Source organism: Streptomyces sp. YKOK-I1 (assembly GCF_054660435.1).
Window position 1 is genome coordinate 6,912,450 of record NZ_BAAGDR010000001.1, and the last position, 21,629, is coordinate 6,934,078.

A 21,629-nucleotide genomic window follows, 5' to 3' on the forward strand; every position below is an offset into this window, starting at 1 on the left:
CCCCTCCCTGTGTACGGCCGTCACTCAGACGGATTGGAGTGCCCTCATCAGGTCGACGAGGCCACGCCCTTGGAACTCCGGCAGCCGGCCCAGGTCCACCGCCGAATCGGTGAAGATCTCCCGCACCCGGTCGACCTGCCCGATGAACTCCCGGCGTACGGACAGGAAGGCCGCGATGGCGCCCGAGACATGGGGCGCCGCGAAACTGGTGCCGCTGAACTCCGTGTACGCGGGGTTGTCCCACTCCTTCTCGTCGGGCTGGGGGCACAGACTCGCGGCGGACAGCACCCGCTCGCCCGGCGCGACGAGGTCGGGCTTGAGCCGGCCGTCGCCGGTCGGGCCCTTCGCGGAGAAGCAGGAGACGCCGTAGGTGTGCGGGGCCTCGCGGTGGGTGGAGCCGACGGTGAGGGCGTAGCGCGCGTTCCCGGGATCGGTGATCGTCAGCTGCGCCCCGAAGGCGCCCTGCGCGCCGGCCACGCCGCCGCCGACCGAGTTCAGCCGTACCAGGCCCGTGTTGCCCGCCGCGGCCACCACGACGACCCCGGACCGGGTGAGCCGGTCCACCTCGGTGCACAGCGGCGAGTAGCTGCCGACGAACCAGTCCGGGTCGATGGGGTAGCCGAGGCTCAGATTGACGCCGTGGATGCGCAGATTGCGGCCGTGGTCGTTGACGCGCTGGATGTGCGCCAGCGCGGCCAGCACCGTGCTGACGCTGCTCGGCCTCCGTGGGCTGAACACCTTGTAGGACACCAGCTTGCACTGCGGGGCGACGCCGCTGATGTGCTCCAGGGTCTCGGCCTTGGCGTCGATGCCGCGGTCGCCGTCGAGCAGGGTGCGCCGGATCCGCAGCGGACCGTCCTCCCCGCTGCGTGCCTCGCCTCCGATGATGCCGGCCACCGCCGTGCCGTGCCCGACCCCCACTTCGTCGCTGAGCGGGGAGCGCTCCCCGGTGAAGTCGACGTGCTCGACGTGCATCGGCAGGTCGAGGTTGCGCCACGTACGGAAGTGTGGATTCCGGTGATCGATCCCGGAGTCGACGACCGCCCAGGTGATGCCCGCACCGGCAGCGGCGAAGGCCGCCCGGGCGGCGTCGGCCTTGATCGTGGCCAGCGACCGGTCGAGCAACGGATGGACCTGGAAATCGGGCCACACCCTGCGGATCGCCCGCAGGCTCCAGTCGTCGCGCTCCGCCTGCTCCAGATCCCGGCGCACGATCCACAGCAGCGCCTGGGGCGAGAGCAGAGCGGCCACGTAGGGCCCGCCCAGGTCGTGCGGTGTACGGGGCTGCTCCCCGGGATCGACCCTGCCGAACTCGATGGCGGCCTGCCCGAGCAGCACGCCGACCTCGGATGCCGCGCCCGCCAGTCCGCGCGTGTAGTCCGGGTTGAGATCGAAGATCACTCTCAGGGTGGAGTCGCCCGCGTCCAGGCACTCGTACAGCGCGGGCGAGATGACTGAACGGTCGGCCCGCACCCGGCCCGGCCCGCCTCCGGCAGCATCCATACGTTTCCCTCGAGACAGGCGTGCGTCAGGCGTCGCCCCCGCGCACGGAACATGGACCGTCCCGGCTGGGGCCAACGACGTGGAATCCCCCCGGAGACGTCCCTGCACGCTAGGCGAGGCGCGGACAGGCGGGCAGCGGAACAGCGGACTACACGACCACCGCACCGCGGCGCACGGACGTACTCGGGGGGCGCGTACGACACCAGCCCACGCCCCAGCCCCTTCATCGCCCCGGTCCCCTCCGCCCGCGCCTCACCACCCCGCTGCCGCCCACCGAACCCAACGCCACCCAACTCACCCGAATCGACCAGCACTTCACCACGAAGACCCCACCCTCAACGCTTCCACCGGTGACGGGGTCTCGGGGCTCCCCACACAGACCGCCCTCGACAGGATCCGAACCGGCGCACAAGGCGCCCACACGTCTCTGCCGTTGACCGAGGCTGCCCCCCCCGTACGTGTCAGCGCGAAGAAGAGCCTCTGAGGCCGCGTTTGAGATCTGCGGCGTGGGACGATCGACCGGTGATTCGACTCGTAGACCGTGACAGCTCTCTGGAGGAGCTTGAGCGCGACCGTTGGCCGGCCCCGTCGGCTGAGGCAAGTCGCCTTGTTGCGACGGTGCACGCCCTTCGGCGTCGGCCGATCGGCGAGCTGACCGTCGAGGACATGCGTCTGCTGATTGGGCAGGACGTGGGACTTGCTTATCTTCTGCCGCTCGCGCTGGAGGTGCTGCGCGACGACCCCATGGCCGAGGGCGACATGTACGAGGGCGATCTGCTGTCCGCCGTCCTGACCAGAAGTCCCGCAGTCTGGAGAGACTGGCCCGAGCTCGGGCGGGAGCTGGGTGTGATCGTCTCGGAGCTGACCGATTTGCCGCCGTCCTTGATGCAGGAGACCGCGAGGTTCCGGGCCCGGTAGGTGTTTCGGCGCGGGCCGGTGTGGTCGCACTGTCCACGAAGGCTGCTGCCGCAGGAGTGGGCGCGGTCCTGGCCGTGTCGCGGGGCGGCCGCGAGTCAGGCGGTGAACCATGATGCCGATCATCGCCCAGCGGATCATCGTCTCGGAGCGGGCCGGACTGGTCTCGTCATCGCGGGCGAGGCGACGGTGGGCGGTGATCCACGAGAGCGTGCGCTCGACCGCCCACCGCTTCGGCTGTATCTGGAACCCCTGCTGATCAGGGTCTTTACGGACGATCTCCAGCTCGCGGCCGAGCACGGCGGTGGTCCAGTCGACCAGGCGCCCGGCGAAGCCCTGGTCCGCCCAGATCTTCTTGACACCCGGGTGATCGAGACGCGTCCACAGCAGCGGTCGGCGGGCCGGTCGCGGTCCCGCACGCTCGCCGCGACCACGTGCACGGCCAGCGGCAGGCCGAGAGTGTCGGTGACGATGAACCGCTGACGACCCTTGACCTTCCTGCCCGCGTCGAACCCCCCTGGTGGCGGCCGGAACGGTATCGGCAGTACGGACGGACTGCGAATCGATCAGGCCCGCGCTCGGCTCGGCGCCCCGTCCGCCGGCTCCACGGACCTGACCCCGAGGGGCGTCATGGATCCGCTCGACCGTGCCGTCGTCGTGCCATCACGTGAAATTCCAGTACACCGTCGGCCACGGCGCGAAGTCCTTCGGCAGCTGCCGCCAAGCGCAGCCCGTCCGCACGACGGAGAAGATCGCGTCCACAATCCGCCGACGCGGATGCTTCTCCCGCCGCCCGCCCTTCGGCCCCACCCTCGCCGGCGGAAGCAACGGCTCCACCAACGCCCACTGCCCGTCCGCCAAGTCCGACGGATACTCTCCCCCAGCACCGCTCACATGAGGCTCAACGACCACGCACCCACCTGGGCACGGCAGATCTCAAACACGGTCTCAGTTTGCGAAGCCCAGGTGTTCTAGGGTCAATCACCCCACTGACCTGCAGCAGAGAGTTTGGGATCTGACCGTCGGGTTGGTCTAGGACCTTCACGCCCCTGCTGCGAACGAAGGAGAGCAGAGCGGTTCCCCCGGGCCTACCGCCTGGTCCGCGCGGGCCAGGGAGCGGCGCTGACCATCTCTGTCGACGGCATGAGCGCTGAGGCACTCGCCCGCAACGGTGTGGTGGAGCTGGACGGCGAGTGCCCGTGCCGTGGGACGGGCGGGATCGCCGTGTGGGGTGACGACCCGGACGCGTCGTGCGAGATCATGTGCCCGGTCCACCGCCGGGCCCAGATCGACGCGTTCCACCGCGCCCGCCGGGCGGCCCGCTGATGACCACCCTGGGACCGCTCAACGCGCTGTACGCCCGCATGGCGGCCCCGGCCGCTCCCGCCCTGCCTCTGGCAGGGCGGGAGCGCCGCCGGGCCCCTGAAGACTTCCCCGCCATCCCCATCCGGGGATTGGGCTGAGCGTGGGCGAAGTCGCCGCCGCACTGTTCGAGACGGGTGCGGACGAACTCGCCCTTCCGGCACCCGATACGGACACCCACACCGACACCCTGTACGACGCCCTCAACGGCGCCGTGCGCACGCTCGGTCCGGCCGGAATCGCCGAAGTCGTCGGCATCTTCACCGACTTGGACGCAGAGGAGTTCCCCGAGGTGGGCGTCTGCCGCCAGTTCGCCTACCGGCTGGCCCTGTCGTTCTGGTACGACGGGGCCCGCTCCCGCCCCATGACGGCCGGGGAAGCGGCTGTTGCCCTGTACCTGTCGGACGCCTACCGCCACCACCAGGTCGACGCGGTCACCGTGCGGCGGGCCCCGCTGCTGGTCTCCCGCGCGATCCGCCAGGGTGCCGCCCTGGTCCCCACCGAGACGCTGATGCGACTCGGAGAGGCCATGGTCCGGGAGTTCGCATCACCGGCCCTGACCTGCGTGACGCCCGGCGTCACGGCCCCGTCACGGCCGGGCGCCACGGGCGGGGGCTGGCTTTACCGGCAGGCCCTGCCGGACTACCACCGGCGCCGGTTCTGCTTCGACCTGATGCGCTCCGACACCCGCCAGCCCTCACCCCTCGTGGTGCGGCTGGACGGCGGGACGTACGCGGTCGGCGCGACCCCGCCGGCCGGACCGGACGGCACGTGGACGCGCACGCTACGGGCGGGGTGGTAGCCGTGACCGCGACCACCCGCCGCATCAAGACCGAGTCCCGGCGCCTGCGTAAGCGGCAGCTCGCCCGCCGGTACGGCCCACGCTGCTGTTACTGCCGCACCGGGTTCGCCGACCTGCGGGACGCGACCCTCGATCACATCGTGCCCAACAGCCTGTATCCGACGGGCACTTACAGCGCGCTCATGCTCGCGTGCTGGGACTGCAACCACCGCAAGGGCGACCGGTTCCCCCTCTCGATCGCCTTGCTGTTGCTGCGGTCGGTCGACCCGACTCGCCCCGTCATCCGCCCGGCCGTGCTGCCGCTGCTGGCTCGACTCGCGTACGCCCATCGGTCTACCCCCCACCTGCCCGAATCGATCCCGAACCACCCGACCCCGGAGAGGACGGCGGCATGAGCGCCCGCATGGTGGACGACAAGATGACCGTCAAGGAAGTCATTGCCGATCTGAAGGTCGCTCCCTCGACCTTCTACCGGTGGCGCCAGCTCGGAAAGGGGCCCCGCTCGATCAAGCTCCCGAACGGTGACGTGCGGATCCGACGGTCCGAGTACGAACGTTGGCTTACGGAGCGGGAGGACGCTGCGTGAGCACGACTGGCGACACTCCGGCCCGCCGCCCGCACGGGGAGGCGCGGCCGGGGTACTCCCTCGACATCCGGCTGTGGAAGGTGACGAAGGTCGACCGGAAGGCCCGTCCGTACCAACTCCGTTGGGTCGTAGGCGGGAAAGTGAGCAGCGCGACGTTCGCCACGTCGGCACTTGCCGAGAGTCGACGTTCGGAACTGCGGCAGGCAATGCGCAGGGGTGAGGCGTTCGAGATCTCCAGCGGACAGCCTGAGTCCGAGGTGCGCGCGGCGGCGGAAGCGGCCGAAGCGGCGGCGGCTCAGGAGACGCTGAGGTGGTTCGAGTTCTGCCGGAAGTACGTGGCCGGGCGGTGGCGTACGAGCGCGGCCAAGACCCGTGAGGGCATGGCGGACGGTCTAGCGGCCGTGAGCCTCGCCATGGTCAAGCGCGGGGACGGCATTCCCCCGGATGAGCAACTGCGCCTGGCGTTCCGGTGGGGGATCGTGCCCGCGAACGCGGCAGAGGACCCGCCGGCCGAACTGAAGGCCGCGTATGACTGGCTCACGACAGCGGACCGTCCGATCCTCGATGTGACCGACGCCGAAGTGTTCGAAGACGTGCTGTACCGCATCGCGTACAAGCTCGATGGCACCCCCGCGGCGGGCGACACGTACAGGCGTCGCCGCCGGGCCCTGAACACCGCCCTCGAACACGCGGTGGTCGCGGGGGAGCTCCCGGAGAACCCGCTTCAGCGCGCCCGCCGGAAGCACATCGGTTCCAACGACGTGGTGGACCGGCGCGTCCTCGTGAACGCCCTACAGGCACGTCAGTTGCTCGCGGGAGTCTCCTACGTCGGATCGTGGCAGCGGTGCCGTGGGAGGCGCCTGACGGCCTTCTACGCGGTCCTGTATTACGCGGGCTTGCGTCCGGCTGAGGCGGTCGGGTTGAGGCTGTCTGACTGTGATCTCCCGGACGCGGGATGGGGCACGCTGACACTCCGGGAGACGCGCCCCGTCTCAGGGAAGCAGTGGACCGATTCCGGCGAGCGTCACGACCGGCGGGGACTGAAGGCGCGAGAGGCCAAGAGCGACCGACCCGTGCCCATCCCGCCAATCCTGGTGGCGATCCTGCGGGCGCACCTGGACACGTTCGGCACGGCCAAGGAAGGGCGCGTGTTCGGCAACGAGCGCGGGGGAGTGGTCGGCTCTTCTACCTACTGGCGAGTGTGGGAGGAAGCACGGGAGTACGCGCTACCGCCTGAGCGTGTCGCCTCACCGTTGGCCGGACGCCCGTACGACCTGCGGCACGCGTGCATCACGCGGTGGCTGAACGCGGGGGTCCCGATCGCGGAGGTTGCGCGACGTGTCGGCAACTCCCCAGAAGTGATCCACCGCCGATATCACGGCTGCATCGACGGTCACGAGGAAGCCGCCAACGCGAAGATCGCAAAGGTACTGGAGGAGGAAGGCGACGCGACTTAGGTACGCTCGCTTCAGAGGGCGGCTCCCTGCGAGTCGCCCTCTTCTGGTGCTCTGAGAGACTGCTTCGCGACGACGATGAGCTGTCCCCATTGCGCGTTAAGCTCCTGACGTGCCGCTTGAAAGGCTTCGATGAATTCATCAGCCGGGGTGCCCGAGTTAACCGCATGCTCCCACTGCGCCCACGCGTTGTAGATGTTCTGCGCCAGAGCAGCGATGTTCTGGCCGTTGACTCGGGCCTGGTCTGGTCCCCAGATCCCTAGCCGGAACACGTTCCGCGATAGCGCAGCGTGTGCGGTCATGAACTGTTCGTGTACGGTGTCCGACGGCGGCTCGCCAAGGGTCAGTTTCACGCGTGCGGTTCTCAGGGTGCTGTCGATCGCGGTGACCTGATCGACCGTGTCCATGAGCGTCTGGCTCTGTCGATCTCGCGTCCAGTGCGCCCAATCGGCTGAGCGCTGCTCAGCCACCATGATCTTGGCTGCGTCTAGTTGAACCTTTGCAGCCTCGACTGCCTTATGGGCCCCGTACCGGCTCGCCAGCCAGGCGCCACCAGTCGACACGAAGACCCCGAGCAGCCCCACTCCGCCTACGATCAGTGCCGTCTTACCTTCATCCATCGGGACATCATCGCGACACGGCGCGCTTCTGGGCGACCGGTACCTCAGAGCGCTTTCGCAGGCGGCAGGTGGTTCGGCCGTGGCTGTCTCGTCGAGGAGCGCGCATCTGAGTCCTGTCTCTATCTACCGCTGTCGTTGAGATGGTCGCGTGCGGCGGTTTTGAACTCCTCTACGGCTGCGTCCAGAGCATCTCTGTTGGTCCGGCGTGCATGGAAGTAGACCTGGCGCGCGATGAGGCGGTAGGCAAGGGTGGCGGTGCGAGTGGTGGGGAAAAGCCAGGGCGGATAGGAACGAGCGATTGAGTCATAACTTTCGGCGCGTGCCACGACGTGTCGGGCAAGGATTGTGATGTGCGTTGGGCCTTCTACCTCCACGACGTCGCAGGCGTCTCGCAGCGCCTGCAGATCGACCAGATTTCTATTTCCCCGGTCGAGACGCGCAGCGGTGGTGAATGCGAGGTAGGCATCACGCTGAGACTCGCGCCGTACGGCGTCCACAGGGCCTCGGTGGGCTCCACGGGCCTGGGCTCGGCCGGCTGCATAGGCGGCCGTGGCAGCAACGACACTCGTGGGAACGGCTATGAGCGCGGCGATGATTGCGGGGTCCACGACACCATCGTGCCGAATGCCTCCGGCAGAGGGGGCTGTTCCGGGCAGGAAGTTTGCGGCTGATGACACAGTTTTCACCGACACCCCCACTCAGGATGGGCCTGGTCGCGTGTATCGCAGATAGTGCGCAAACAGTGAGAGACAACGAGAGAGGGCGGGAGTCAGTGAGACTGACTCCCGCCCTCTTCTCTCGGCATCCGCCCTGGTCAGCGCTTGATCTCTGCTGTTCCTAGGCGAGTGCCCCCGGCAGGATTCGAACCTGCGCACACGGCTCCGGAGGCCGTTGCTCTATCCCCTGAGCTACGGGGGCGTGTCGGGTGCGGGCTGTTGCTCGCGGCGACAGGTGGAACACTACCAGCTCCCTCGGGGTGTTCATGAACGGGTTTACGTGGGCGGGGAGGGGCGCGGGTCGCCCGCAGGGGGTGGAAGTGGGGAAAACCCGGACGCGGTGGCCGGTGTCGACCTACTCTCGAGTTGTGCCAGGCGCGTCGGGTCGGGTGCTTGTTGTGGACGACAACAAGGTCATCCGGCAGCTGATCAGGGTCAATCTCGAGCTTGAGGGTCTCGAGGTCGTGACCGCCTCCGATGGTGCCGAGTGTCTGGAAGTCGTTCATCAGGTGCGGCCCGACGTCGTCACGCTCGATGTCGTCATGCCCCGTCTGGACGGCCTTCGGACCGCCGCTCGGCTGCGTTCCGATTCGCGGACGCGTGATCTCCCCCTCGCGATCATCAGCGCGTGTACCCCGTTCGAGGTCGAGACCGGCCTCGAGGTCGGCGTCGACGCGTTCCTCGCCAAGCCCTTCGAACCTCACCAACTCGTCACCCTCGTAAGGCAGTTGCTGGAGGGGGAGCGGCCGGAGGGCAGCTCTGGCCGTGGGGTGGGTATGGGGTTCGGGCTCGGGACCTCCCTCGGGGCCGGGCACGGAAGCGGAGGGCCCGCCGGTTCGGAGTAGGGAGGGAGTCAGGGGGCGAGGGGCCGGGGGCATCGACTCCGGCGTCCACATCGCGGGACCTCCCCAAACCGGCTCGCCTACCCACCCCCCTCCTCCCCTACGCTTGTCCCGTGACACCCGTCGAGCTCTCCCGCACCGTGCTGCACGCGGTGCGTCGTGCTGTCGACGCCGGAGAGCTGAGCGTGGCCGTCCCGGCGCGGGCCGTCGTCGCTCCGCCGGGGCCCGGAGGGGCCGGGGACTACGCCACGAACATCGCCCTGCAGCTGGCCCGCCCCGCAGGGCAGCCCGCCCTGCGGGTCGCCGAGGTGCTGCGGACCCATCTCGCCCGCGCCGAAGGCGTCACCCGCGTCGAGATCACCGGGCCCGGATTCCTCAACATCAGCCTCGATCAGCAGGCCGCCGGCACCGCGCTCGTCCGGCGGATCCGGACGGAAGGGATGCGGTACGGGCACGGCGACGGCCTCGCCGGGCAGGTGTACGAGGTGCGCGTGCCGTTCGAGGTCCGGGCCGAGGTTCTGGCCGACGCCCTGGCGCGCATCGTCGCCTCCCAGAGCGGTCGCCTCGCCATCCATCACCTTGCCTCGCAGGGCGGTCGCGTCGCCACGCGGCGTGTCTCGTCGCGGGACGGTCGCGTCGCCACGCGTCATGTTGCTTCGCCGGACGAGTGCGTTCCCGCCCCTCACCTCGCCCCGCAGCCCCCTCGCCTCGCCTCGCAGCCCTCTCACCTCGCCGTGCGGGACGGGCGCCTTTCCGCTCTCCGCCCCGAGTCGGACAGCAAGAGCCACCCCACCCCCTTCGAGCTCCGCCCCCACCCCGCTCCCGAGGACCCCACCCCCCTCGGTCTCGACGCCGCCTGCTGGGCGCTGCTCCACCCCGCCCCCCACGACCGGCCGCGCATCACCGCCGATCATCTGGTCCAGCGCGAGAGCAACCCGCTCTTCCGCGTCCGTTACGCCCACGCCCGCACCCGGGCCCTCGGCCGAAACGCCACCGATCTCGGATTCGCAGCAGAGGTCGGAGAGGGCGGCGAGGGCGCACAGGCGTCGGTGTCCCTTCTCTCCCTCCTCGCCGACTATCCCCGCGTCCTCGCCACCGTCGCCGCCCTGCCCCGTACGGAGGGGATCGCCGCGCCCTCCCGGCTGGCGCGGCATCTCGTCGCGCTCGCGGACGCCACGCTGCTTCTGCTCCCCGTCGTGCTGCCGCTCGGTGAGGAGAAACCCTCGGCCGCCCACCGTGCCCGGCTCGCGCTCGCCGAAGCCGCCGGGACGGTGCTGGCCGGCGGCCTGTCCCTGCTCGGCATCGACGCACCCGACCATCTCTAGAGAGCCAGTCAGAACATGAGCCGTTCCGCCCACCCCGCCGGGCCCCGTCACGCCGATGTCCTTCCCGAGGGGCACTACTCCGCGCCGCCCAGTGACCTCAATGTCCTCGACCCGAAGGTCTGGGCGCAGACCGTCGGGCGGGATGAGGACGGGGTCGTCACCGTTGGGGGCATTGACGTCAAGACGCTTGCCGAGGAGTACGGGACCCCCGCCTACATCCTCGACGAGACCGACTTCCGGGCCCGGGCCCGGGCCTGGCGCAGTGCGTTCGGGAACGATGCCGACGTGTTCTACGCCGGCAAGGCCTTCCTCTCGCGGGCCGTCGTGCGGTGGCTGCATGAGGAGGGGCTCAACCTCGACGTGTGTTCGGGGGGCGAGCTGGCCACCGCGCTGTCCGCGGGGATGCCGGCCGAGCGGATCGCCTTCCACGGCAACAACAAGTCGAGCGAGGAGATCCACCGGGCCGTCGGCGCCGGGGTCGGACGGATCGTGCTCGACTCCTTCCAGGAGATCGTGCGGGTCGCTCACATCGCTCAGTCGCTCGGCAAGCGGCAGCGGGTGCAGATCCGGATCACCGTGGGGGTGGAGGCGCACACCCATGAGTTCATCGCCACCGCTCATGAGGACCAGAAGTTCGGGATTCCCCTTGCGGGGGGCGTGGCCGCCGAGGCGGTGCGGCGGGCGCTGAAGCTCGACGGGATCGAGCTCATTGGCATCCACAGTCACATCGGCTCGCAGATCTTCGACATGTCCGGGTTCGAGGTCGCCGCGCACCGGGTCGTCGGGCTGCTCAAGGACGTCCGGGACGAGCACGGCGTCGAGCTGCCCGAGATCGATCTGGGCGGTGGGCTCGGGATCGCGTACACGAGTGACGACGACCCTCGTGAGCCGCACGAGATCGCCAAGGCGCTGACCGAGATCGTCACGCGGGAGTGCGAGGCGGCCAAGCTGCGCACGCCACGGATCTCGGTGGAGCCCGGGCGGGCCATCGTCGGGCCGACCGCCTTCACGCTCTACGAGGTCGGCACCATCAAGCCGCTCGACGGGCTGCGCACCTACGTCTCCGTCGACGGGGGGATGTCCGACAACATCCGGACCGCGCTGTACGACGCCGAGTACAGCGTCGCTCTCGTCTCGCGCACCTCGGACGCCGAGCCGATGCTCGCGCGGGTCGTCGGCAAGCACTGCGAGAGCGGGGACATCGTGGTCAAGGACGCGTTCCTGCCGTCGGACCTGGCACCGGGTGACCTGATCGCCGTACCGGCCACGGGCGCCTACTGCCGGTCCATGGCCAGCAACTACAACCATGTGCTGCGGCCGCCGGTCGTCGCCGTGGCCGACGGGGAGTCGCGGGTCATCGTCCGGCGCGAGACGGAGGACGACCTTCTGCGGCTCGACGTCGGATGAACCGTATGACTCGATGGCGGATGAACCGGATGACTCGATGTCTGACGGCTCGATGCCGGATGGCTGGAAGTCTGATGGCTTGATGACCGGTGAACCCGATGTCGGGTGAGCCTGGATTCTGGTAAGGGAAAAGCCGAGCAGAAACGAAAACAGAGGGGCGGGAGAATCTTCTGTCTGCCGCCCTTGTGAAAATGAAATAGATGTCTCACGATCCGGACCGGGGATAGAAACTGCGGTCCGGTGGGTGAGACTGGTCCAACCGTAGACGGTATGAGGAAACGAGGTCGGATGATGCGTACGCGTCCGCTGAAGGTGGCGCTGCTGGGCTGTGGAGTGGTCGGCTCAGAGGTGGCGCGCATCATGACGACGCACGCCGACGACCTCGCCCAGAGGATCGGTGCCCCGGTGGAGCTCGCCGGGGTGGCCGTGCGGCGGCCGTCGAAGGTGCGCGACGGCATCGACCCGGCCCTCGTCACCACCGATGCCACCGCCCTCGTCAAACGCGGGGACATTGATGTCGTGGTGGAGGTCATCGGGGGGATCGAGCCGGCGCGGACGCTCATCACCGCCGCCTTCGAGCACGGTGCGTCCGTGGTCAGCGCCAACAAGGCGCTGCTGGCCCAGGACGGGGCCGCGTTGCACGCCGCCGCCGACGAGCACGGCAAGGATCTCTATTACGAGGCCGCCGTCGCCGGGGCCATTCCGCTGATCAGGCCGCTGCGGGAGTCCCTCGCCGGCGACAAGATCAACCGGGTGATGGGCATCGTCAACGGGACGACCAACTTCATCCTCGACAAGATGGACAGCACGGGGGCGGGGTACCAGGAAGCCCTCGACGAGGCCACCGCCCTCGGGTACGCGGAGGCCGACCCGACCGCCGACGTGGAGGCCTTCGACGCCGCCGCCAAGGCCGCCATCCTCGCCGGGATCGCCTTCCACACGCGCGTGCGGCTCGACGACGTCTACCGCGAGGGGATGACCGAGGTCACCGCGGCCGACTTCGCCTCCGCCAAGAACATGGGCTGCACCATCAAGCTGCTCGCCATCTGTGAGCGGGCCGCCGACGGGGGGTCCGTGACCGCGCGGGTGCATCCCGCCATGATTCCGCTGAGCCATCCGCTCGCCTCCGTGCGCGGCGCGTACAACGCCGTCTTCGTGGAGTCCGACGCGGCCGGTCAGCTGATGTTCTACGGCCCCGGCGCCGGCGGTGCCCCCACCGCCTCCGCCGTGCTCGGCGACCTGGTCGCCGTCTGCCGCAACCGGCTCAGCGGGGCAACGGGGCCCGGCGAGTCGGCGTACGCCGCCCTGCCCGTGTCGCCGATGGGTGACGTCGTCACCCGGTACCACATCAGCCTGGACGTGGCCGACAAGCCGGGTGTACTCGCCCAGGTCGCCACCGTCTTCGCCGAGCACGGCGTGTCGATCGACACCGTCCGGCAGCAGGGCAAGGACGGCGAGGCCTCCCTCGTCGTCGTCACCCACCGCGCGTCCGACGCCTCCCTCAGCGGGACCGTCGAGGCGCTGCGCAAGCTCGACACCGTGCGGGGTGTCGCCAGCATCATGCGGGTTGAAGGAGAGTAACCAGCAATGACCCACCAGTGGCGCGGAATCATCGAGGAATACCGGGATCGGCTGCCGGTGTCCGCCAGCACTCCCGTGGTGACGCTCCGTGAGGGCGGTACGCCCCTCGTACCCGCGCAGGTGCTCTCCGAGCGCACGGGCTGCGAGGTCCACCTCAAGGTGGAGGGCGCCAACCCGACGGGGTCCTTCAAGGACCGCGGGATGACCATGGCCATCAGCAAGGCCAAGGAGGAGGGCGCCAAGGCGGTCATCTGTGCCTCCACGGGCAACACCTCTGCCTCGGCCGCCGCCTACGCGGTCCGCGCGGGCATGGTCTCCGCCGTGCTCGTGCCGCAGGGCAAGATCGCGCTCGGCAAGATGGGCCAGGCCCTCGTCCACGGCGCGCAGATCCTCCAGGTCGACGGCAACTTCGACGACTGCCTCACGCTCGCCCGTCAGCTGAGCGACAACTACCCTGTCGCGCTGGTGAATTCGGTCAACCCGGTGCGCATCGAGGGGCAGAAGACCGCCGCCTTCGAGATCGTGGACATGCTCGGCGACGCCCCTGACATCCATGTCCTGCCGGTCGGCAACGCGGGCAATATCACCGCGTACTGGAAGGGATACAAGGAGTACGCCGGCGACGGCATCGCCTCGAAGACGCCCCGGATGTGGGGCTTCCAGGCCTCCGGCTCGGCGCCCATCGTGCGCGGCGAGGTCGTCAAGGACCCGTCCACCCTCGCCACCGCGATCCGGATCGGCAACCCCGCGTCCTGGCAGTACGCGCTGGCCGCGCGGGACGAGTCGGGCGGCATCATCGACGAGGTGACGGACCGTGAGATCCTGCGCGCCTACCGGCTGTTGGCCGCGCAGGAGGGTGTTTTCGTGGAGCCCGCGTCCGCCGCGTCCGTGGCGGGTCTGCTGAAGGCCGCCGAGCGCGGCGACGTCGACCCGGGGCAGCGGATCGTCTGCACGGTCACCGGCAACGGCCTCAAGGACCCGGGCTGGGCCACCGAGGGCGCCCCGCGTCCGGTGGTCGTCCCCGTCGACGCGGCGGCGGCAGCGGCCCGCCTGGGTCTCGCGTAGGACGGCGCCGCACCGGCCGTATCGCGCGACACGTCGCCGTGCGATACGGCCCCGCGCGCCACGTCGACGCGGGGTTAACCCCGTAAGGGATGCACAGGGGGCTTGCGACACGCATCGTGCGCCTCCTGTGCGCCCTATGTCGCCGCAGAACCTTCCTTCGATAGGCTGTACCGAACCCGCCCGCTGCATATGCCGCAGCGTCGTGTCGCCCTCGCGGCCCCGGGCTCGTCACGTATCTATCGAACGTCATTCGACAGTCACGCAGCTCAAGACAGTCACGCAGCTCAAGGAGAGTCATCGAGAGATGGCCGGTCCCGCCTTCCGCGCCGCCCCCGTACGGGTGCGCGTCCCCGCCACCAGCGCCAACCTCGGCCCGGGCTTCGACGCCTTCGGCCTCGGCCTGGGGCTCTACGACGACGTCGTCGTCCGGGTGGCCGACTCCGGGCTGCACATCGACATCGCGGGCGAGGGCAGCGAGACCCTGCCGCGTGACGAGAAGCACCTCCTCGTCCGCTCCCTGCGCACCGCCTTCGACGTCCTGGGCGGCCAGCCGCGCGGCCTGGAGATCGTCTGCGCGAACCGCATCCCGCACGGACGGGGCCTCGGCTCCTCCTCCGCCGCGATCTGCGCCGGCATCGTCGCCGCGCGCGCGGTGACGATAGGCGGCGAGTCCCGGCTCGACGACGCCGGTCTGCTCGAACTCGCCACCGAGATCGAGGGCCACCCCGACAATGTCGCCGCCTGTCTGCTCGGCGGATTCACCCTCTCCTGGATGGAGGCGGGCGCCGCGCGGGCGATCAGGATGGAGCCCGCCGATTCCATCGTTCCGGTGGTTTTCGTGCCCGGAAAGCCGGTACTGACCGAAACGGCGCGCGGCCTGCTCCCGCGCACCGTGCCGCATGTCGACGCCGCCGCCAACGCGGGCCGCGCCGCCCTGCTCGTCGAGGCCCTCACCCGGCGCCCCGAGCTGCTGCTGCCGGCCACCGAGGACCGTCTGCACCAGGAGTACCGCGCCCCGGCGATGCCGGAGAGCGCCGCCCTGGTGGAGCGGCTGCGCGCCGACGGGATCCCCGCGGTGATCTCCGGCGCCGGCCCCACCGTGATGGCGCTGGCCGACGCGGGAACGGCCGACAAGGTCGAGGCCCTGGCGGGCGCGGACTGGGCCGCGAACCGGCTGGCACTGGATCTTCAGGGAGCGAGTGTGCTGCCGCTCGCTCCCGCAGGTGAAACGCACTCCGGCGACATTTAAGTGCACGGTTGCCGGATTTCGAGAGGGGGAATGTTTGTTGGATCCGGTAGTGTTAACCTCAAGTCTGCACCCGACCCCACCATGGCGAGGTGCTTCGTGTCCCCGTCCGGGACAGACATTCTTCCGGGAGCTCCCCAAGCCGCACTGCGCTTCGTACGTCGTATCTGGGCAGTACGCCGTACACCGGCGCTGAGCGGTCCGCAGGTGGGGGTCCCCCCTCTGGGGGAGCTCCGGAATCGGTGCTACCACGCCACGTGACACTGGGTGTCACGGTTCGTCGGGGCAGCGCCATCACCAGCAAATCTCTCTTCCGCCGTTGTGGCGGACCACCGCCCCGGCTTCGCCAGAGCAAGGACCGAAGCCGGACAGCACAACCGGTCGCCGAGCCAGACAGGCCGACGTCCGCTCCAGGGAAGGACCCTTCGTGAGCGACACCACCGATCTGATGGGCGCACGTGTCGAGGAGACCGCTGCCGCGCCCGCCACGGACGCCTCCGCGCCTGCCACCGGTGCCGGCTCCCGGCGGCGCCGCGGTACCGGCCTCGAGGGCATGGTGCTGGCCGAGCTCCAGCAGGTCGCATCCGGCCTCGGCATCAGGGGCACCGCGCGGATGCGCAAGAGCCAGCTGATCGAGGTCATCAAGGAGGCGCAGGCCGCCGGAGGCTCCGCCCCGGCGAAGGCCGACGCCCCGGCCGCCGAGGCCAAGCCCAAGCGCCGCGCCGCCGCCAAGGCCCGCACGGGCGAGGACGCCGCCGAGAAGAAGGCGGACGCCGCCCCCCAGGCCGAGGCCCCCGCCGAGAAGGCCGTGGCCCAGCAGCAGATCGAGATCCCCGGCCAGCCGGCCAGCAACGACGCTCCCGTCGAGCGCCGCCGTCGCCGTGCCACCGCCGACGCGGGCAGCCCGACGGCCTCCGGCGCCGAGACCGTCGTCGCCGAGGCCAAGGCCGAGCCCAAGGCCGAGACGCCCGCGCAGCCGCAGGCCGAGGCCCGCACCGCCGAGGCCGGCGAGGCCGACGGCCGCCGCCAGGGCCGCCGTGAGCGGGGCGACCGCGGGGACCGCGGCCGTGACCGTGGCGAGCGCGGAGACCGCGGCGACCGCCGTGGCAAGGGCGACGACCAGCAGGGCGGCCAGCAGCAGCGCGGCCAGCAGACCCAGCAGCAGAGCCGTCAGGACCGCAACACCGGTCCGCAGGACGACGACGACTTCGGCGACGGCCGCCGTGGCCGCCGCGGCCGCTACCGCGACCGCCGTGGCCGCCGTGGGCGCGACGAGATCGGCACCGCCGAGCCGCAGCTCGCCGACGACGACGTCCTGATCCCCGTCGCGGGCATCCTCGACATCCTCGACAACTACGCGTTCATCCGGACCTCCGGCTACCTGCCGGGCCCGAACGACGTGTACGTCTCCCTCGCCCAGGTCCGCAAGAACGGCCTGCGCAAGGGCGACCACATCACCGGCGCGGTCCGCCAGCCCAAGGAAGGCGAGCGGCGCGAGAAGTTCAACGCGCTGGTCCGCCTGGACTCCGTCAACGGCATGGCGCCCGAACACGGCCGTGGCCGCCCGGAGTTCAACAAGCTGACCCCGCTCTACCCGCAGGACCGCCTCCGTCTGGAGACGGACCCGGGCGTGCTGACCACCCGGATCATCGACCTCGTGTCGCCGATCGGCAAGGGCCAGCGCGGTCTGATCGTGGCCCCGCCGAAGACCGGCAAGACCATGATCATGCAGGCGATCGCCAACGCGATCACGCACAACAACCCCGAGTGCCACCTGATGGTCGTCCTGGTCGACGAGCGTCCGGAAGAGGTCACCGACATGCAGCGGTCGGTCAAGGGCGAGGTCATCTCCTCGACCTTCGACCGCCCGGCCGAGGACCACACCACGGTCGCCGAGCTCGCCATCGAGCGCGCCAAGCGTCTGGTGGAGCTGGGCCACGACGTGGTCGTGCTGCTCGACTCGATCACGCGTCTGGGCCGTGCGTACAACCTCGCCGCCCCGGCCTCCGGCCGCATCCTGTCCGGTGGTGTCGACTCGACCGCCCTGTACCCGCCGAAGCGCTTCTTCGGTGCGGCCCGCAACATCGAGGACGGCGGTTCGCTGACCATCCTCGCCACCGCGCTGGTGGACACCGGGTCCCGCATGGACGAGGTGATCTTCGAGGAGTTCAAGGGCACCGGCAACATGGAGCTCAAGCTCGACCGGAAGCTCGCCGACAAGCGCATCTTCCCGGCGGTGGACGTCGACGCGTCCGGCACCCGCAAGGAGGAGATCCTGCTCGGCGCCGAGGAGCTGGGCATCGTGTGGAAGCTGCGCCGGGTGCTGCACGCGCTCGACCAGCAGCAGGCGATCGAGCTGCTCCTCGACAAGATGAAGCAGACCAAGTCGAACGCCGAGTTCCTGATGCAGATCCAGAAGACGACCCCGTCGCCGGGCAACAACGACTGAGGTCGCACTTCACGCCGTACAGGCACCCCATGAAGGGCCGCTCCCGTAACCGGGGGCGGCCCTTCGGCATGTCGGTGGGCGTTGTTACGATCGCGCCCTTCGGTCGGCCGTTCGAGCCGGGACCGAAGCTCAGACTTCTGATCCCTAGGGGGGACTCGAGTGGGTACACCCACGTCCGGGAGCCGACGGCACAGACGCCGGATACGGATCGCGCTGCCCGTCGCCGCGGCCGGTCTGGCCGCCGCCGTCGCCGGTGTGTTCGTGACCACGTCGGCGGGGGCGGCCACCGCGGCGCCGACGCCCGTGCGCAGCACGCCGTCCGCGTCCGAGATCGAGGCACGCCTGTCGACCGCGCTCGCCGGTGACGACACCGCGGGGGAGACGTCCAAGTCCTCCCTCGGCGCAAGCACGGGCAGCAGCTCCACCTCCGTCGACCCGAAGATCATCGGTGGTTCGACGACGACCATCACCACCGCGCCGTACATGGCGCAGCTCTGGTACGGCGACGACCGCGGCACCTCCACCACCAGCGACGACATCGGCTTCTTCTGCGGGGGCGCGGTCATCGCCCCGACGAAGATCCTCACCGCCGCGCACTGTGTCGCCGGTTACAACTGGAAGGCGCACGGCGTCGTCATCACGGGCACCGCGCAGCTGCTGTCCGAGACGTCCAGTGGTGGCGTCGACCTGCACGGCGGCACCGCCAGCGGGGTCTGGCGGCAGTGGAACAACCCGTCGTACGACGACTACACCATCGACAACGACCTCGCCGTCCTGACCCTGCCGGACCCGGTCGAGGCGACGCCGATCCCGATGACGACGGCCGGCGACACCGCGTCGTACACGGCGGGAACCGAGGCGCAGGTCTTCGGCTGGGGCCGGACCAGTTCGACCAGCCAGGACATCTCCGACACCCTGAAGACGGCCACGCTGCCGATCCAGTCCAACGCCACCTGCTCGGGCGAGTACGGCAGCGACTTCATCGCCGGCCACATGGTGTGCGCGGGCGAGCCCGCCACCGGCTCGGACGACGGCACCACCTCCGCCTGCAACGGCGACTCCGGCGGCCCGCTGGTCGTCGGAGGCAAGGTCGTGGGCGTCGTGTCCTGGGGTGTGAAGGACTGCGTGGCGGCGGGCGCGTACAGCGTCTTCACCAAGCTCACCACGTACGTCGCCGCCGCCGCTCCGCGCGTCGACGACACCAACCTCAGCGGCGACCACAAGGCCGACCTCTTCGTGCGCAACTCGTCCACGAAGACCGGCTACGAGATCGACTCCAAGGGCACCTCGCTGGCCTCCCGCCTGTCCTGGGGCTCGTACAGCGCCTGGAACCTGGTCCTGCAGACCGACCTCGACCGTGACGGCTACACGGACTTCGTGCAGCGCCGCGCCTCCGACGGCGACCTGTACTGGCGGCACTGCGTGTTCCCCGCCAACGGAACCACCTGCACCTGGACCAGCAACCTGATCGGCGACAACTGGAAGAGCCGCCTCGCGGTCGTCGCCCCCGGTGACGTCACCGGCGACGCCCTGCCCGACCTGCTGTCCGTGGACTCCGCGGGCGTGCTGTGGATCTACCCGGGCAAGGGCGACGGCAAGTTCGCCACCCGGGTGAAGGTCTCCACCGGCTGGAACCAGTACAACGTCGTGCGCGGCCACGGCGACCTCAGCAACGACGGCAGGGCCGACCTGCTCGCCCGCAACAAGAGCACCGGCGCGCTCTACCTCTACAAGGGCACCGGAAAGGCCGGCACGGGCGCCTTCTCGGCCCGCGTCAAGGTCCGCACCTGGAGCAACACGACGTACAACGCCTTCGACGCGGTCGGCGACGTCAACGGCGACGGCAAGGCCGACTTCCTGGCCCGTACGCCGGGCGGCACGCTCTATCTCTACAAGGGCACCGGAAAGGCCACGAGCGAGATCTTTGCCACAAGGGTGTCACTCGGTACCAGTTTCAAGCAGTACGACCTGTTCGGCTGAGTTCGGCCGAAAGCGCAGGTGAGCGGGGGCGTACCCCGCTCCGCTCCACACGCTCTGTGTCCGTTCGGCCATCGATCGGGCACAGAGCGTTGTGCAACCCTCTCCCGAGTTTCCCCGTCTGACCAGGCGGGGCGACGATGGTGAGGTTGCACGAGAACAGAGGAGCAGATGTCCGCCGAGCACACGCCGGAGCCCGGCATACCGGGTGAGACCGGCCCGACGGGTGAGAACGACAGCGGCCCGAGGCACCGCAGACGGCGGAGCCGGCGCAAGGGGCTGCTGATCACGGCGTGGACGGCCGCCGGCATCGTCGCCCTGGGCGGCACCGGCGCGGGCTACCTGTACTTCAAGCTGAACGGCAACATCAAGAGCGTCGACATCGACCAGGCCCTCGGCACCGACCGGCCCACGAAGGCCGACAACGGCTCGGAGAACATCCTGGTCCTCGGCTCGGACACCCGCTCCGGCTCCAACCGCAGGCTCGGCGGCGGCACCGACGACGGCAGCGCCCGCTCCGACACCGCGATGATCATCCATGTGTACGAGGGCCACAAGCGGGCCAGTGTGGTCTCCATCCCGCGCGACACCCTCATCGACCGGCCGGCCTGCACCGACACCCGGGGTGTCCGGCACGACGCGGCGAACGGCGTGATGTTCAACTCGGCGTACACCACGGGCGGCGCCGCGTGTGCCGTGAAGACCGTCGAGTCGATCAGCGGCCTGCGGATGGACCACTACCTCGAGGTCGACTTCTCCGGCTTCGAGAAGCTGGTCGACGAGCTGGGCGGGGTCGAGGTCACCACCACCAAGGCGATCGACGACTCCGAGAGCCATCTCAAGCTCAAGGCCGGCACCCACACGCTCAACGGCAAGCAGGCCCTCGGTCTGGTGCGCACCCGGCACGGCGTCGGCGACGGCTCCGACCTCGGGCGCATCCAGCTCCAGCAGGCGTTCATCAAGGCGCTCGTCACCCAGGTCAAGCACATCGGCCTGTTCACCAGCCCGAAGAAGCTGTACGACCTCGCGGACACCGCGACGAAGGCCGTCACCACCGACTCCGACCTCGGCACGGTCAACTCGCTGATGTCCTTCGTCAACGGCCTCAAGGGCATCAGCGCGTCGAAGATGCACATGGTGACGATGCCGGTGCGCTACGACCCGGCCAACCTCAACCGGGTCGTCGTCCTGGAGAACAAGGCCCGGCAGGTCTGGACGGCCCTGAAGAACGACCGGCCGATCCCGGCGGCGGCGACCGAGGGGAACGCGACGGGGGAGGCGGCGGGGGTGGTGACGCCGTAGGCCGGGTGCGGGTGCGTCGTGGCCGTTCGCGCAGTTCCCCGCGCCCCTCAAGAAGCTCCAGTCGGCCTACCTCAGGGGCGCCGGGAACTGCGCGACAAGCCACGACGCACCCGCACGGAATAGATCCGCGCACCCCCCGGTTTTGGGGGATGGCGCCAGTCCTGGCAGACTGGTACGTCGGCTCCGGTTCACGTTTCCGTATCCCGCGGCAGCGACCCGGCGCCCTCCCGAAACTAGGAGACACCTTGAAGCGCGAGATCCACCCCGAGTACGTCGAGACGCAGGTCAGCTGCACCTGTGGCGCGTCGTTCACCACCCGCAGCACGATCGGCAGCGGTGCCATCCGCGCCGACGTCTGCTCCGAGTGCCACCCGTTCTACACGGGCAAGCAGAAGATCCTCGACACCGGTGGCCGTGTGGCCCGCTTCGAGGCCCGCTTCGGCAAGGCTGCCGCCGGCTCCAAGAAGTAGCGAGCTC

The 21,629-nt window shown here is 69.8% G+C and carries 19 protein-coding genes, 1 tRNA gene and 1 pseudogene; 17 read left to right on the top strand and 4 right to left on the bottom strand.

Annotation, left to right across the window (positions count from 1 at the left end):
- Positions 1-24: 24 nt before the first annotated feature.
- Positions 25-1,503, bottom strand: a complete 1,479-nt coding sequence (locus ACYQ8Q_RS30940; protein WP_460069505.1) for a S8 family peptidase — start codon at positions 1,501-1,503, stop codon at positions 25-27.
- A 522-nt stretch (positions 1,504-2,025) separates the two neighbouring features.
- Between ACYQ8Q_RS30940 and ACYQ8Q_RS30945 the strand changes: the two genes are divergently transcribed.
- Positions 2,026-2,421 (top strand): contact-dependent growth inhibition system immunity protein, encoded by a 396-nt coding sequence (locus ACYQ8Q_RS30945; RefSeq protein ID WP_460069508.1) that lies wholly within the window; start codon positions 2,026-2,028, stop codon positions 2,419-2,421.
- 51 nt (positions 2,422-2,472) lie between these two features.
- Here the strand turns inward: ACYQ8Q_RS30945 and ACYQ8Q_RS30950 are convergent.
- A pseudogene (locus ACYQ8Q_RS30950) lies at positions 2,473-3,351 on the bottom strand (IS5 family transposase); the annotation flags it as partial.
- Between the two features lie 210 nt (positions 3,352-3,561).
- Between ACYQ8Q_RS30950 and ACYQ8Q_RS30955 the strand changes: the two are divergent.
- From ACYQ8Q_RS30955 to ACYQ8Q_RS30975, 5 genes are all read left to right on the top strand, one after another.
- Positions 3,562-3,744 carry a hypothetical protein gene (locus tag ACYQ8Q_RS30955; protein ID WP_460069510.1) on the top strand — a complete coding sequence of 61 codons (183 nt, stop codon included), beginning with the start codon at positions 3,562-3,564 and terminating at the stop codon, positions 3,742-3,744.
- Positions 3,745-3,883: 139 nt separating this feature from the next.
- Complete coding sequence (locus tag ACYQ8Q_RS30960; RefSeq protein WP_460069512.1) at positions 3,884-4,582, top strand: hypothetical protein; 699 nt, start codon at positions 3,884-3,886, stop codon at positions 4,580-4,582.
- A 2-nt stretch (positions 4,583-4,584) separates the two neighbouring features.
- Positions 4,585-4,977, top strand: a complete 393-nt coding sequence (locus tag ACYQ8Q_RS30965; protein ID WP_460069514.1) for an HNH endonuclease — start codon at positions 4,585-4,587, stop codon at positions 4,975-4,977.
- The gene (locus ACYQ8Q_RS30970) at positions 4,974-5,168 is read left to right on the top strand and encodes a helix-turn-helix transcriptional regulator (RefSeq protein ID WP_460069517.1); all 195 of its coding nucleotides are present in this window, start codon (positions 4,974-4,976) and stop codon (positions 5,166-5,168) included. The genes ACYQ8Q_RS30965 and ACYQ8Q_RS30970 overlap by 4 nt, the downstream gene beginning before the upstream one ends.
- Entirely contained in the window at positions 5,165-6,625 is a 1,461-nt protein-coding gene (locus ACYQ8Q_RS30975) for a tyrosine-type recombinase/integrase (protein WP_460069519.1), read from the top strand. Before ACYQ8Q_RS30970 ends, ACYQ8Q_RS30975 begins: the two co-directional genes overlap by 4 nt.
- Before the next feature lie 11 nt (positions 6,626-6,636).
- On the opposite strand, the gene ACYQ8Q_RS30980 is transcribed toward ACYQ8Q_RS30975, so the two are convergent.
- Complete coding sequence (locus ACYQ8Q_RS30980) at positions 6,637-7,242, bottom strand: hypothetical protein (RefSeq protein ID WP_460069521.1); 606 nt, start codon at positions 7,240-7,242, stop codon at positions 6,637-6,639.
- A 350-nt stretch (positions 7,243-7,592) separates the two neighbouring features.
- On the opposite strand from ACYQ8Q_RS30980, the gene ACYQ8Q_RS30985 reads away from it, so the two are divergent.
- Positions 7,593-7,913, top strand: a complete 321-nt coding sequence (locus tag ACYQ8Q_RS30985) for a hypothetical protein (protein ID WP_460069522.1) — start codon at positions 7,593-7,595, stop codon at positions 7,911-7,913.
- 175 nt (positions 7,914-8,088) lie between these two features.
- On the opposite strand, the gene ACYQ8Q_RS30990 is transcribed toward ACYQ8Q_RS30985, so the two are convergent.
- Positions 8,089-8,160, bottom strand: a tRNA-Arg gene (locus ACYQ8Q_RS30990).
- A gap of 187 nt (positions 8,161-8,347) precedes the next feature.
- Here ACYQ8Q_RS30990 and ACYQ8Q_RS30995 point away from each other — a divergent pair.
- From ACYQ8Q_RS30995 to rpmE, 10 genes are all read left to right on the top strand, one after another.
- Positions 8,348-8,803 (top strand): response regulator, encoded by a 456-nt coding sequence (locus ACYQ8Q_RS30995; protein ID WP_460073563.1) that lies wholly within the window; start codon positions 8,348-8,350, stop codon positions 8,801-8,803.
- A 110-nt stretch (positions 8,804-8,913) separates the two neighbouring features.
- Positions 8,914-10,125, top strand: a complete 1,212-nt coding sequence (gene nrtL / locus ACYQ8Q_RS31000) for an ArgS-related anticodon-binding protein NrtL (protein ID WP_460069524.1) — start codon at positions 8,914-8,916, stop codon at positions 10,123-10,125.
- Positions 10,126-10,140: 15 nt separating this feature from the next.
- The gene (lysA, locus tag ACYQ8Q_RS31005; RefSeq protein ID WP_460069526.1) at positions 10,141-11,532 is read left to right on the top strand and encodes a diaminopimelate decarboxylase; all 1,392 of its coding nucleotides are present in this window, start codon (positions 10,141-10,143) and stop codon (positions 11,530-11,532) included.
- A gap of 288 nt (positions 11,533-11,820) precedes the next feature.
- Positions 11,821-13,113 (top strand): homoserine dehydrogenase, encoded by a 1,293-nt coding sequence (locus tag ACYQ8Q_RS31010; protein WP_460069528.1) that lies wholly within the window; start codon positions 11,821-11,823, stop codon positions 13,111-13,113.
- A gap of 6 nt (positions 13,114-13,119) precedes the next feature.
- A complete protein-coding gene (thrC, locus tag ACYQ8Q_RS31015; protein ID WP_460069530.1) occupies positions 13,120-14,178 on the top strand; it encodes a threonine synthase in 1,059 nt (352 codons plus the stop codon).
- A 304-nt stretch (positions 14,179-14,482) separates the two neighbouring features.
- Positions 14,483-15,427 carry a homoserine kinase gene (thrB, locus tag ACYQ8Q_RS31020; protein ID WP_460069532.1) on the top strand — a complete coding sequence of 315 codons (945 nt, stop codon included), beginning with the start codon at positions 14,483-14,485 and terminating at the stop codon, positions 15,425-15,427.
- A 424-nt stretch (positions 15,428-15,851) separates the two neighbouring features.
- On the top strand, positions 15,852-17,873 hold the full coding sequence (gene rho, locus ACYQ8Q_RS31025; protein WP_460069534.1) for a transcription termination factor Rho: 2,022 nt from the start codon (positions 15,852-15,854) through the stop codon (positions 17,871-17,873).
- A 159-nt stretch (positions 17,874-18,032) separates the two neighbouring features.
- Positions 18,033-19,853, top strand: coding sequence for a trypsin-like serine protease (locus tag ACYQ8Q_RS31030; protein ID WP_460069536.1), 1,821 nt, complete (start codon positions 18,033-18,035; stop codon positions 19,851-19,853).
- 168 nt (positions 19,854-20,021) lie between these two features.
- Positions 20,022-21,152 (top strand): LCP family protein, encoded by a 1,131-nt coding sequence (locus ACYQ8Q_RS31035; RefSeq protein ID WP_460069537.1) that lies wholly within the window; start codon positions 20,022-20,024, stop codon positions 21,150-21,152.
- A 245-nt stretch (positions 21,153-21,397) separates the two neighbouring features.
- Positions 21,398-21,622: a 50S ribosomal protein L31 gene (rpmE, locus tag ACYQ8Q_RS31040; protein WP_067247864.1), complete on the top strand. Its 225-nt coding sequence runs from the start codon at positions 21,398-21,400 to the stop codon at positions 21,620-21,622.
- Positions 21,623-21,629: the final 7 nt, after the last annotated feature.